Genomic DNA, 13,032 nt, shown 5'->3' on the forward strand with positions numbered 1-13,032 from the left:
GGCACGGACAAGGACGCTGGCGCGGTGACCGAGGACGTGGACACCAACCCGGCAGAGGCGGGGGTCCAGCTGACCGTGGGTGGTCATCTGACCATCAGCGACGCGGACCAGAACGACAAGCCGGCATTTGACACCACCAAGGTGGGCGCACCGCAGGGCGCGCTGGGCAGCCTGACCATCACCGAGGCCGGTACCTGGAGCTACAGCGTCGACAACAGCAAGGTGCAGTACCTGGGCAAAGACGAGAGCAAGGTGGAAGTCTTTACCGTGTACGGCAAGGACGGCAGCAGCCACCAGGTGACGATCACCATCAACGGCACCGACGATGCACCTACCCTGAGTATCGACAAGGGGGCCGTGGTCTCCGAAGAAGGGCTTGCTGGCGGCATTACCGATACGGCAGGCAGCAGCGATACCACCGACAGAGTGGCCGCCAGCGGCAAGATCACGGTCGGCGATGTTGACAGCCATGATACGCTTACCATCAGCCTGAACGGACCGGCCGGGCTGACGTCCGGTGGGGCCAAGGTCCAGTGGAGCTGGGATGCGGGCAGCAAGACGCTGGTCGGCTACACGGGGGTGATAGGCGGCGCCGATTACAAGGCAGTGGTCGAGGTCAAGCTGACGGCACCCAATGCCAGCGGCAAGGGAGAGTGGACCTATGACGTGACCCTCAAGGGCCCCCTCGACCACGGGGATACGACCTCGGAAGACAAGTTGTCGTTCCAGCTGGACGTGGAGGTCTCCGATGGCAGCGGCGTCACCAAGGGCAAGCTGGATGTCAGCGTCGAGGACGACTCCCCCATTGCCGGCAGCAGCGATGCCGTTTCCGTGGTGAAGACCGATATTCCGAACGTGCTGACCGGGCTCTTCGACCTGACCAAGTACAGTGGCAACCAGAGCACCCTGAACATGGCGGGCTTTACCATCAGCGCCCTGGGCTTCAAGTCGGCAACCGATTCCTCACTGGTAACGGCGGATGTCAACGGCTCCAGCTCGGGGCTGGGGGTGGCCAGCGGTGCTGCGCCTTACCACAACCTCGCCAACGAGATTGACTTCCGTCACTTTGCCGACGGATCGTCCGCCTCCGAGCAGTTGATCGTCAGGCTGGATGCGGGCAAGGTTGCCTACGGCGCCAACATCAAGTTCAGCAAGATGTTTGGCGGCGAGCTGGAGAGCGGGGTCGTGGAGTTCTATCGCGGTGGTGTGCTGATCAGCACCCTGGTATTCAACTCCAACGCATCGGGTGGGGAGTTCAACCAGAACTTCCAGGTGCAGCAGGGTGGCTTCGATACCATGGTGATCAAGGCGACCAACAACGGCAACACCAATACCTCCGACAACAGCGACTTCACCGTACAGAGCATCGAGTTCCTCGGTGCCAACACGGCGCAGGCCATCGCCTATGGTTCCGGCACCGTGACCCCGCAGTGGGGGGCGGACGGCAAGGGCTCCATCGGGCTGGTGCTGGACCCGGCGACCTTCGAGAATGGTCTGCGGACGGCTTCCGGCTCAGCCATCGCCATCACCGCCAGCGGGGCCAATACCCTGCTCGGGAAGGATGCGGGCGGCAACCTCGTCTTCAAGCTGGAGTTCACGCCGGCCACCGGCAAGTGGGAGTTCTTCCAGTACCAGCGCATGTCCAAACCCCTGGGTGATGGTGACATCGACTTCCAGATCCGGGTGGTGGATGGTGACGGTGACGCCAGCACTGGCTCCTTCGCCACCAAGCCTCTCTTCACGCCGCTGGTTCAGGGTGTCTCCAGCGAGAGCGTGACTGAAGGGGGCAACCTGTTGCACAAGGTCACCTTGTCCGATGCGACCCAGGAAGCGACCGAATACGATTTCGCCATTCGCGGATCGGGCAACAACCCCGCCTCCAACCAGGACTGGGGCAATGCCCAGTTCAGCAACGGCGTGACCTACAACAGCACCACCGGCAAGATCACGGTACCGGCGGGCGTGACAGACTTCACGGTGACCATCCCGACGGTGAACGATCGTCTGGTCGAGACGAACGAGACCCTCTCGGTGACCATCGGTGGTCAGAGCGGGACCGGTACCATAGTGGACAACGATCGGGCGCCGACGGCGGCCGGCGGCCACAGCGCCGGTGCCGAAGATCAGCCCCAGGTCCTGACCTGGGCCCAGTTCGGTGCCAGCGACGATCAGGACGCGACCGATCTCGGGGTGCAGATCAACACCCTGCCGCTGAACGGTACCCTCGAATACCTCAATGCGGCTGGGCAGTGGGTTGCGGTGCAAACCGGATCCCTCATCTCCTATACCGAGGTGAACGCAGGCCATCTGCGCTTCGTGCCAGGTCTGAACGAATCGAGCACCCATGCCGCCAACGGCAACGGCGCCGTGGTCGGCAACATGAAGGGCGATTATGCCAGCATCGGCTATCAGATAAGCGACGGTGCCAACCTCAGCAACGGCAGCAAGCTGGTGATCGACGTGGCGGCGGTGGCCGACAAGCCGACCGTCAACCTGAGTCTGGTGGGCAACGGTATTCCCCTTTACAACCTGAGTTTCCCGAGCGCGGGGATCACCACGGGCCAGTTCCAGTCCGGCAGCTTCGACAAGGGGGCCCTCGGGATCACCAACACTCTGACCGATAGCACTTCTAGTAAGGAAACCGTGGTGGGTGGTGATGGCAACGACTACATCGTGAGCCAGAAGGGGGGCGGAGACCACTTCGTCGGTGGCAACGGCAATGACGTGCTGGTCGGTGGCAACTCAGTGTCGGGCGATACCCTCGACGGCGGCGTTGGAAACGACATTCTGGTCGCTGGGTTGGGTGGCGATACTCTCTATGGCGGTGCTGGTGATAAAGATATCGCTGTACTGTCCGGCAACCGTGCCGACTACGCCATCACGAAGGGCAGCGGATACTCGATCAATGATCGCTGGTTCAACTTCTCCGTCACGGAGAAGGGGGTCGGCATCACCAAGGCGCTGCACGACGTGGAGTATGTCCAGTTCGCCGACGGTGTCTACCAGATCAATCAGGATACGGGCGTGCTGACCCTGGTGCAGCCGGTGGTGGTCGACTACCCGCTGGAGGTGAGCGCCTCCCTGAGCGATCGGGATGGCAGCGAAGTGCTCGACAGCCTGGTACTAAGCGGGATGCCCAAAGGCTCCGAGCTCTACAAGGGCAGCCAGTTGCTGGGCACCGTCGGGGTTGATGGCAAGCTTACTCTCACCGTCAACAGCGGTCTGTGGAGTGAGATCGCGCTGGATGTGAAGTTGAGCGGACTGACGCTGCGAGTGCCGGGCAGCAGCGCCGGTCGGGTGGATCTCAAGGTGGAGGCGATCACACGCGAGTTGTATTCGGAGTCGTCAAACACCGCCAGCGACGAAGACAGTATCCGTCTGAGCTACTTCAATGCCACCGAAGGGGAGCCGGGCAACCAGGACCAGACCTATGGCAGTGAGCACAATATCGTTGTGGGGGATCTGGATGGCAGCGTTGTGCTGCCGGGTCAGAACTACAACATTGCCTTCATCGTTGATAGTTCCGGTAGTATCGGTGACGACGCAATAGAGACGATCCGCACACAACTGGAGAAGGTCTTTACCAGCCTCAAGACCAGTGCGGGCACTGACAATGCGGGTACCGTCAATATCTTCCTTGTGGATTTCGATACCACGACCCATGGCAGTGTCAGCGTCAATCTGACCGATAGCGGGGCATTAAAGACCTTGCTTGATGCCCTCAAGGGGATGTCCGCCGACGGTGGCACCAACTATGAGGCCGCATTCAGCAAGGCGGCGGACTGGTTTGCCGCAAGCACGGCGACAAGCAATGTGGATGCGAAGAACCTGGCCTACTTCATCACCGATGGCGAGCCGACCTTCTATGATCTCGGCACCACCACTAGGCTCAGTGATGTGAAGATCATCGACAGGGCTTTTGCCAATGACGACTATCTCAGCGCTACTTCTTTGAACCTCAACAATTATGTGCTCGGCAATACCGTGGCCTATAGCGGTCTCGAAGTGGTCAACAGTAAAGGGGAAGTGATCAAGTGGACTCAAGTATGGGGTGGTTGGTCGAGGACCACGGTGGGAGTTATCGTCAAGGGCAGCAACGGCCAGAACCAGATCCAGCTGCTGGGCGGGGATGGGCGAAACAGCACCGATGAGGTTCGGGCCGACGCCTTGTTGGGTTACCAGCTGTTGACCGCAAAAGGAGTGACCGTCGAGGCGATCGGACTGGGAGCGAATATCTCCTATAACGATCTCAAGTCCTACGACTCTGATGGTGTTATCAAGACAGGGGTCAATGCCTCCGATCTGGCCAATGCCATCCTGGGGACGCCGGTCAGCAACCTGCCCGGCGTTGACAGGCTGGATGGCGGTGCCGGCGACGACATCCTGTTTGGCGACGCGGTACGCTTCACCGGCATCAGCGGGGAAGGGTATGCGGCCATCAAGCAGTATGTGAGCGGCAAGCTGGGGGCAGGGTCGGTGACCGATGCCCAGGTGCACGCCTACATCACGGATCACGCCAGCGAGTTCGATCAGTCGTCGGCCAATGACAAGGGTGACACCCTCCTCGGCGGTGATGGCAATGACATCCTGTTCGGTCAGGGGGGTGATGACTTCCTGTACGGCGGTGCCGGCAACGACACCCTGTTCGGTGGTAGCGGCAACGACACCCTCTATGGGGAGAGCGGCAACGATCGCCTCTATGGCGGCAGTGGCAACGACACCCTCTATGGCGGTACCGGCAACGACATATTGAGCGGCGGGCTGGGCAACGACATCCTGATCGGGGGGGCCGGCAACGACATCCTCATGGGGGATGCAGGTGCCGATACCTTCACCTGGCTGAAAGGGGATACCGAGGCTGGTAAGGTGGCCAAGGACTACATCGTCGATTTCAGCAAGTCGGAAGGGGACAAACTGGATCTGAGCGACTTGCTCGACAGCGATGGCAGCAAGAGCGAGAGCTCCCTGAAGAGCCTGCTCTCGGTGTTCCAGGACAGCGAAGGGGTGCATCTGCAGGTCAAGGAGAGCAGTGCGGCGCCGGTGACCCAGGAGATAGTGTTGATGAACCACACCTTCGACACCCTGACGGGCGGTTCAGGGACGACGGCCAACCAGGTGATCGATTTCATGTTGCAAAACAACATGTTGGATATCAACAAGTAACAGCCAAGCGGGCTGGACAAAAGCGGCAGAGCAATCTGCCGCTTTTTTTATGGGGGATTTTCGGGCGGATGGGCGCAGACGAGGGGGAGGGCAATGCAAGGAGAAGGTAAAAAAGGGCGCCCTTCAAGAGAAGGGTGCCCGGGGTAGACGGGATGATTGCCAGAGGATCAGGCGTTGACCCCTGCCAGGCGGGAGCCGCGCTGGAAGCAGTTGGCCAGCAGCAGCAAGGTGGTGACACCGACGGTGCCGAGCACCAGCCAGGGCAACCAGGGTTGCCCCTGGGCCATGGCGTAGTCGTGCAGGGCACCGCCCCCCACGTAACCCGTCATGCCCCCGAGCGCCAGCCCCAGTCTGCTGAAGCCCATGTAGCTGCCCCGCGCCCCCGGTTGTGCCAGCTTGGTCATCAGGGTTTCCCGCGCCGGCTCGGCGATGACGATGCCGAGATAGAAGCAGGCGAGCAGCAGGAAGACGGCGGGCAAGGTGGTGGCAAAGGCCACCAGCCCGATCCCCGTGGTCATCAGCAGCACCCCCGCCATCAGGCGGTTCTCCAGCTTGAAGTGGCGCTCGCCGAACCGGGCAAGGGGGTAGAGCAGGGCCAGGGAGATGGCCGTCTCCAGGGTATACATCCAGCCCACCGCCGTGGTGCTGCCCGCCATCTGTTTGACCAGAATGGGGAAGATCAGCATGACCTGCACCCAGAGCGCGTAGTAGCCGCTTAAGATCAGCACCAGTCGGCAGAAGGCCTTGTCCGCCAGCACCTGGCCGAGGCCGTCCCGGATCGGCGTCGGGCGCACCGAAAGCTTGTAGGGGGGCAGGATCAGCAGGTTGCACAGGGCGGCGCAGACGAACAGGCCGGCACCCAGCAGGCAGACATATTCAAAATCGAAGTTGAGCAGCCAGCTGCCGAGCAGGGCTCCCACCACGGCGCCGGCGCTCTCCAGCATCATCAGCAGGGAGATGTAGCGACCCCGCTCCCGTGGCCGGGTGAACTTGATCACCAGGGCGGCGCGGGGGGGATCGAACAGGCAGCCACCCAGCCCCGAGATGATGCAGGAGAGGATCAGTTCCAATCCGCTCTGGGCATAGGCCAGGCTGGCAAACCCCAGCGCCCGCAGCAGCATGCCGCAGACGATGAGGGGGCGCGCCCCGAACTTGTCGGCGAGGGAGCCGCCAAAGACCCCCAGCCCTTGCTGGGTAAGCTGACGCAGCCCCAGTGCCAGTCCGACCACACCGGCGGCCCAGCCCAGTTGGTCGACGAAGCGCAGGCTGATCATGGGCATCACCACGAAGAAGCCCAGGATCACCAGCAGGGAATCCAATGCCAAGAACCACCGCCCCAACCGCCTCGCCCGATCCACCATGACCCTGATACCTCTGTTTGCTTCGCTGATATTGTTGTCTTTCTTGCCCGAACGGCGCCGTCACCAAACAGAGCCAAGGGGGATGACAACTCCCTGGCTCGGTGGCGTTCAGCCGGTTCATGACGATTGATGCTGCTATTCTGGTGGGGCTCCAGATATAGTGGTAGCCGACAACTGGCTATATTTCATATTGGATTTGGTTATGGCTATGACCCTCGACGATTTGCAACTGCTGCTGGATGTGGCCAACCGTGGCAGCTTCAGCAAGGTGGCCGCCATTCGCGGCTGGTCACAACCCATGGTGAGCCAGCGCATTGCCGTGCTGGAGCAGGAGCTGGGTCAGTCCCTGTTCCGTCGCCATCGTCGGGGGGCCACCCCGACCCCGGCCTGCGAGCAGTTTCTGCCTGCCGCGACTGCGGCCCTGAGCGCACTGGAAGGGGGGCGGCTGGCGATGCAGGGGGCGCCTGCATTGCCGCGGATCCGGCTCTCCTGCCTCCCCTCCCTGACCACGGCGGTGTTCGGCCCCCTGCTGCTGGCCCTGGTGGACGAGACCTTCGAGATCCGCTGCAACACGGATCACTCTGGCATCATCATGCAGGAGTTGCTGACCGGCGAGACCGACGTGGGCTTCATTCTCAAGTGCCCTGCCATCGCGGGCATCCAGCTCGAACTGCTTTACCGTTCTCCGATCATCGCCGTGGCCTGCGCCACCCACCCGCTGGCCGGGCGGCAGGGGCTGACCCTGCAGGACATTGCCAACGAGCGGCTGGCGCCCCAGCAGTGGGGGACGGGCTGCGACGAGCTGATCCTGCAGTTGCGTCTGCTGCGCCAGGTGGCGAGCCCGCTGCACGCCATCCAGCCAGCAAGTGCGGCGCGTGAGCTGGCGCTGGAGCACGGCTTCATCACCCTGATGCCGGCGCTCGCCATCACCCGGGATCTGGAGTTCGGTCGCCTGGTGAAGCTGGACGTGGTGGATCTGCCACCGGATCACTGGGACGTGATGATGGCCTGGCGCAGCGGCAAGCGCCCCAATCCCGCCAAGGAGCGGGTGCTGGAGGCGGCCCGTACCCTTGCCCGGCGCTGGTCGGGCAAGCGGACATAAAAAAGCGCCGGACCAGGCCGGCGCTCTTCGCTTATTCCCCTTGATGCCCGCTCAGACTCAGTAACTGGCCTTGAGGGTGACGCCGGAGAAGGCGCTGAACCCGCTCAGCTGCACGTGCCAGGTCCCCGCCTTGGGGGCGTTCAGGGTACAGGTTTCGGCATTGCCGCTCTTGTAGGGGCGGCAGTCATAGCTGCTGGCGGTCGGCGCGCTGCCGAACTTCACGTAGAGATCCGCATCCCCGCTGCCGCCGCTGCTGGTCACCACCAGCTGGCTTCTGCCGGCGGGCACCTCGACGGTGAAGTTCAGCTTGCCCCCCTTGGCGGCGGTGAGATTGCTCACCGGTACCCCGTTTTGCAGCACGCTGCCCGGTTGGGGCGTGGTGCCGCCACAGGTGGCATTGACCCCGACGGCGGTGAAGGCGGCTGCCACGTCGATCACGCTGTAGCCGAGATCCGTGGCGGCCTTGGTTACCCCGCACGCCCCCTGATCGAAGGTGGTGTTGGGGCCCCAGTAGAGGCGGTTGGCCAGCACGAACACCTCGAACGCCTTGCGGGTTTGCCAGCCGCTGATGTTGGCCAGCAGGTAGAAGGCGCGGTTGTAGACCCCGGAGCTGTGGTGCACGTCGATGCCGTCATAGTAATCGCTGGCGTGGCCGATGGACTTGCCGTCCCGGGCCGGGTCCTCGAAGTAGCGCAAGGAGCCGTTGCCCTTGAAGATCTGGGCCCCTACCAGCCAGTCGTTGCTGCCCTTCATGTAGTATTCGGCCGCTTCCCCCGCCATGTCGGAGAAGGCCTCGTTGATGCCGCCGGACTGACCGGAGTAGACCAGTCCTGAGTTCTGCTCGGTGAAGCCATGGCTCACCTCGTGGGCCGCCACATCCAGGCTCACCAGCGGATAGAAGGTGGTGGCCCCGTCGCCGAAGGTCATCTGGCTGCCGTCCCAGAAGGCGTTCTCGTAGTTGCGGCTGTAGTGCACCCGCATCTTGAGCTTGAAGCTGAGCGGCGCCGTGTTGTACCAGTTGCGGTACATGTCGAACACCACGTTGCCGAAGTAGTGGGCATCGTTGAGAGGGGAGTAGGCACCGTTGATCTCCTTGACCGTGTTCTCCGGGCAGGTGAACTGGTGGATGGTGCCCCCCGTGGTGCCGTGATTCATGTTGAGGGTGTCCACATTGGTCCCCGTCATGCGGCAGTTGTCATCCACCTGGAGGGGGCCAAAGTCGGCGCCGTAGAAATACTTGCCGGTCTTGACGTTGCCCCCCGGGCCGGTGGCGTCCTTGTGGTTGATCCCCTCCCAGCGTTTGAGCTCGCTGCCGGTCTGGGCGTCGATCATCACGAAGGGGCGGCTCGGTTCCTTGCTGGCGGCGAGCCAGGAGACCAGATAGACCAGTCTGGCCTGGCCGGTCTCATCCTGCATCACGAACAGCTTGACCTGTTCGTTGCTCCCCTTGGCACCGCTGCGAGCCTGGCGTGCGGCGTCGCTGGCGGAGAGGGCAACGGCCGGGCCCGTCAGGTCGGCATCGATCTTGCGCAGCATGGTGCCGGACACCTGATTGACCTGGCCCCCCAGCGCCTGATCGGCCACCAGGACCTGGCCCCACACTGGAATCCCCTGCCAGGTCTGCTCATAGCGTATCCGCTGCTGGCCATTGGGCAGCGTCACCGCTCGCACCTTGCGAAACTCGCCATCCCCGGCGCCAAGGGCGCCAATCTTGGCGGCGCCGCTCACCGCACCGGTCAGGTCGGAGACCTGGTTCACTTCCACCTGTTCTGCCGCCATGGCGGCGCTTCCCCAGCAGGCCAGCATGACGGCCAAATAGACTTTGTTCATCTCGTCTTTCCTTAGTCGATGAAGATTACACGCCGGGTCCGTTGCCCGGCGCTCTTACACTAGTGGGAAGGGGAAAAATAACGGCCTGTCATTTGTCACAGGGCAGCGAAAACAGGTAGCACGATTCACTTTTACAGCGTCAATCATCCATAAATGCTGGTAATGGCAGCATGTTGAACCGCTGTGAGGGGTGATTGATGACCTGGGGGGCAAGGTGCCCGCATGGGGATCGCCATATGGGGGTTGCCAGCGGGGAAGTCGGTTGAAAAGTCCTTGGCAAACAAGGGATTGATTGACTACATTGGCTCCCATGCCGGCAGATGGCCGGAGCGGAACCGGGGAGGAGTGGCGATGTTTTCATGGCAACTGGATGACGAGCTGGCGCTCCTGTTCCTGCAACCCGACATGGCCAGCGAGCTGTTTCGCCTCTGCCAGCGCAACCGCGACTACCTCTCCCAGTGGCTGCCCTGGGTGCCCCACATCCAGCAGCCCGCCGACAGCGCCACCTTCATTCGCCACGCCATCGAGAAGTTTGCCCGGGGGGAGGGGCTGACCACGGCCATCGAGTATCAGGGGGAGGTGGTCGGCGTCATCGGTTACAACCAGATCGATCACGAGCTCGGCAAGGTGACCATCGGCTACTGGCTGGCGGAGCGCTGGCAGGGGCACGGCATCATCACCCGGGCCTGCCAGGCCCTGATCCATCACGCCTTCGAGGAGATGGGGATGGAGAAGGTGGAGATCAGCGCCGCCCTCGAGAACGAGGCGAGCCGAGCCGTGTGCGAGCGGCTGGGAATGACCCAGGAGGGAGTCACCCGGCGGGCGGAGCGGCTGGCGGACAGGGTGGTGGATCATGTGCACTACGGCCTGCTGCGGGACGAGTGGCTGAGGCTGAGGGATCTCTGATGACCCTTCTGTCCGCTTCCAACCTCCTGAGGGCGAGATGACGACGCTGCCCCACATTGCCACCCCCCGTACCCGGCTGACCGTGCTGACCCCGGAGCGGGCCTGCCTGATGGTGGATTTCTATCTGCGCAATCGCGCCCACCTGGCCCCCTGGGAGCCCAGGCGGGAGGAGAGCTTCTACACCCTGGCCCACTGGCAGACCCGCTTGCGCGACGGTTACGGCCACTATTTCGAGGGCAGTGCCGTGCAACTGGTGGCGCTCGATCCCAGGGGGGAGCGGGTGCTCGCCACCTGCAATTTCACGAACATTGTGATGGGCATGTTCAAGGCGTGCCACCTGGGCTATGCCATCGACAAGGAGCACGAGGGGCAGGGCCTGATGCAGGAGGTGGTGGCCGCTGGCATCGATCACCTGTTCCGGGAGCGGGGCCTGCATCGCATCATGGCCAGCTACATGCCCGCGAACCTGCGAAGCGGCGCGCTCCTCGAACGGCTGGGGTTCGAGCAGGAGGGTTACGCTCGGGACTATCTGATGATCAACGGCCGCTGGGAGGACCACGTCCTCACCGCGCTCATCAATCCCGCTGGCTAGCAGAGCCGTTGTCGAAAGGGGGGCTGGCGGGTGACCGCCATCGCTTTTTCACTGCAAGATCGCACTATCTGTACACCTCTCATACCCCTGGGGATAAAAGCGTGTAAAATTGCGCCCTGAATTTTCCCGGCCGGCAGACGCAGGCCGCGACTCCATACATGCAAGGCAGACATTGTGACAGAAGTAGATAGATTCGCGGACATTCGCCCCTATCGCGATGAAGAAGTACCGGCTGCCATCGAGCGGCTGATCCAGGATGACGAGTTTATCGGCGCCATCGCCAAATACCGCTTCGGTTCCCTGATGAGCTGGCTGGGTTGGGCCATTCGCCCGCTGATCCGCCAGTTCCTGCGCCACAAGTGGGCCAAGGTCAGCACCATCCATCAGGTACAGATGGGGGTAACCCGCTACATGACCCGGATGATCGCCACCTCCACCCAGGGAGTGAGCTTCTCCGGGCTCGAACACCTCAAGAAGGAGCAGGGCTACCTGTTCGTCTCCAACCACAGGGACATCGCCATGGATCCGGCGTTCGTCAACTGGGGGCTGCACACCCATGGTTTCGATACCGTGCGCATCGCCATCGGCGACAACCTGCTGCGCAAGCCCTGCGCCACCGAGCTGATGAAGCTCAACAAGAGCTTCATCGTCAAGCGCTCCGCCAAGGGACCGCGGGAGATGATGAAGGCCCTCGGGGAGCTGTCGGCCTACATCGGCCAGTCGGTGCACGAGGGGCACTCCATCTGGATCGCCCAGAAGGAGGGGCGCGCCAAGGACGGGGATGACAAGACGGATCCGGCCATCCTCAAGATGTTCTACGTGGACGGCAAGAAGCAGAAGATCGAGTTCGTCGACTACATGCGCAGCCTCAACATCGTGCCGGTGAGCATCAGCTACGAGCTGGATCCCACCGACAAGGCCAAGGCGCGCGAGCTCTACGAGAAGTCGGTCAACGGCAGCTACGAGAAGGGCGAGTTCGAGGACATCGAGAGTATCGTCGCGGGCATCGTCGGCCAGAAGGGGCGGGTACACGTCTCCTTCGGCGCCCCCATCACCGAGGGCTTCAGCGATCCGGACGAGCTGGCGGCGCTCATCGACAAGGCGATCTGGAGCAGCTATCGCCTCTTCCCGGGCAACTACCTCGCGGCGGATGTGCCCGGCAAGGCCAGCACCATAGAGCAGAGCGCCTTCCTGACTCGCCAGTCCGAGGTGCCACAAGAGCACAAGGCCATCTGGCGCGCCATGTACGCCAAGCCGGTGGAAAACGCCGGAAAGGTTTGAATGGCACCGCTTTTGAGCGGGTGATGGAAAAAAAACGGGAGCAGATGCTCCCGTTTTTGCGTCTGGTCAAAGTCGGGGGAGATTGGGTAGTGAATAATATTGTTTCAACTGGTACGATCATCAGGTAAATGGGCGAGTATCTCTTGGCAGGGGCGGACGAGTATGCAACAGTGACTCGGCGCCATCGGCTTGGAAGCGACAGCGCCCCCGTCTGCACGGATGGCAGACGAGACGATAAAAGGACCTTCAATGGTCCTTTTTCATTGGTGCACAAAGATAGACCACAGATATACCTAAGGATGCGAACCTCATGATCACCGGCAGTCTGGATACCTTGCAACGCACCCCCTTGCCCGCCCCCCTGAACCGTATCGTGGCCGAGGTGGTGCAAAGCGTCGAACGCTGGTTGCACGCTCCCCTCGGCAAGCAGGAGGTCGACGGCCTCACGCTGTTCTGCCTGGTGAGCGAGGATCTGACAGAGCCGGTGGCGGATCGCCGGGGCGAGTTTCATGAGCAGTATCTGGACATCCAGCTGCTGCTGCGCGGCGAGGAGTGGATCGGCGTGGGCCCTCACGCCTACAGCCGGGACGGTGCCGACCATCCTCACCCCGATCTCTGGTTCGTCGATGACGAGCAGACCAGTTATCTGGCGTTGCAGCCCGGCGACTTCGCCATCTTCTGGCCGGGAGAACTGCATCGCCCCCTCTGTACCCTGACGACCCCAGGTTCGGTCAAGAAGCTGGTCGTCAAGGTTCACCAGTCGCTGCTGACCGGCGCCTGAGTGGCAACCGGGGCCT

At 62.4% G+C, this 13,032-nt stretch carries 8 protein-coding genes; 6 read left to right on the forward strand and 2 right to left on the reverse strand.

Translation table 11 applies throughout. The features are described 5' to 3' along the window. Positions 1–24: 24 nt before the first annotated feature. Positions 25–5,163 carry a VCBS domain-containing protein gene (locus AB5Y68_RS05305; protein WP_368206942.1) on the forward strand — a complete coding sequence of 1,713 codons (5,139 nt, stop codon included), beginning with the start codon at positions 25–27 and terminating at the stop codon, positions 5,161–5,163. Positions 5,164–5,330: 167 nt separating this feature from the next. On the opposite strand, the gene mdtH is transcribed toward AB5Y68_RS05305, so the two are convergent. Beyond that, a complete protein-coding gene (gene mdtH, locus AB5Y68_RS05310) occupies positions 5,331–6,524 on the reverse strand; it encodes a multidrug efflux MFS transporter MdtH (protein WP_029314794.1) in 1,194 nt (397 codons plus the stop codon). Between the two features lie 202 nt (positions 6,525–6,726). Between mdtH and AB5Y68_RS05315 the strand changes: the two genes are divergently transcribed. Further along, entirely contained in the window at positions 6,727–7,626 is a 900-nt protein-coding gene (locus AB5Y68_RS05315; protein WP_029314793.1) for a LysR family transcriptional regulator, read from the forward strand. Between the two features lie 57 nt (positions 7,627–7,683). Here the strand turns inward: AB5Y68_RS05315 and AB5Y68_RS05320 are convergent, their stop codons facing one another. Further along, complete coding sequence (locus tag AB5Y68_RS05320; RefSeq protein WP_368206944.1) at positions 7,684–9,456, reverse strand: M4 family metallopeptidase; 1,773 nt, start codon at positions 9,454–9,456, stop codon at positions 7,684–7,686. 351 nt (positions 9,457–9,807) lie between these two features. On the opposite strand from AB5Y68_RS05320, the gene AB5Y68_RS05325 reads away from it, so the two are divergent. From AB5Y68_RS05325 to AB5Y68_RS05340, 4 genes are all read left to right on the forward strand, one after another. Next, positions 9,808–10,362, forward strand: coding sequence for a GNAT family N-acetyltransferase (locus AB5Y68_RS05325; protein ID WP_039040200.1), 555 nt, complete (start codon positions 9,808–9,810; stop codon positions 10,360–10,362). A 37-nt stretch (positions 10,363–10,399) separates the two neighbouring features. Continuing rightward, complete coding sequence (locus AB5Y68_RS05330; protein ID WP_039040199.1) at positions 10,400–10,954, forward strand: GNAT family N-acetyltransferase; 555 nt, start codon at positions 10,400–10,402, stop codon at positions 10,952–10,954. Positions 10,955–11,128: 174 nt separating this feature from the next. Then, complete coding sequence (locus AB5Y68_RS05335; protein ID WP_010675527.1) at positions 11,129–12,235, forward strand: 1-acyl-sn-glycerol-3-phosphate acyltransferase; 1,107 nt, start codon at positions 11,129–11,131, stop codon at positions 12,233–12,235. 310 nt (positions 12,236–12,545) lie between these two features. Further along, complete coding sequence (locus AB5Y68_RS05340; RefSeq protein WP_039040198.1) at positions 12,546–13,016, forward strand: YhcH/YjgK/YiaL family protein; 471 nt, start codon at positions 12,546–12,548, stop codon at positions 13,014–13,016. The last annotated feature ends 16 nt before the right edge of the window (positions 13,017–13,032 follow it).

The sequence above is a fragment of the Aeromonas sp. R6-1 genome (assembly GCF_040908165.1).
GTDB lineage: Bacteria > Pseudomonadota > Gammaproteobacteria > Enterobacterales > Aeromonadaceae > Aeromonas > Aeromonas caviae.